Origin of the sequence: Pseudoalteromonas sp. BMB (assembly GCF_001709235.1) — a bacterium.
Taxonomy (GTDB): Bacteria; Pseudomonadota; Gammaproteobacteria; order Enterobacterales; family Alteromonadaceae; genus Pseudoalteromonas; species Pseudoalteromonas maricaloris.
In genome coordinates, this window is sequence record NZ_MBQA01000129.1 from 1 (window position 1) to 366 (window position 366).

Annotated in this window: 1 protein-coding gene; it reads right to left on the reverse strand. The window is 44.0% G+C overall.

The features are described 5' to 3' along the window. Positions 1-366 (reverse strand): transposase (locus BB427_RS08920; protein WP_139119051.1); only part of this gene is annotated, 366 nt, incomplete at both ends.

Here is a 366-nt window from a genome sequence, read left to right on the forward strand (position 1 = left end):
ACAATAGAATTTGGCATGAGATTGGATTGCTTTTAGTCAGCCTCTTATAGCCTAAAGTCTTTGAGTGACTAGATGACATATCATGTAAGTTGCTGATAGGTTTCCAGTTTTCCGCTCCTAGGTCTGCATATTGTACTTTTCCTCTTACTCGACTTAACCAGTACCAACCCAGCTTCTCAACGGATTTATACCATGGCACTTTAAAGCCAGCATCACTGACAATGAGCGGTGTGGTGTTACTCGGTAGAATGCTCGCAAGGTCGGCTAGAAATTGGTCATGAGCTTTCTTTGAACATTGCTCTGAAAGCGGGAACGCTTTCTCATAAAGAGTAACAGAACGACCGTGTAGTGCGACTGAAGCTCGGG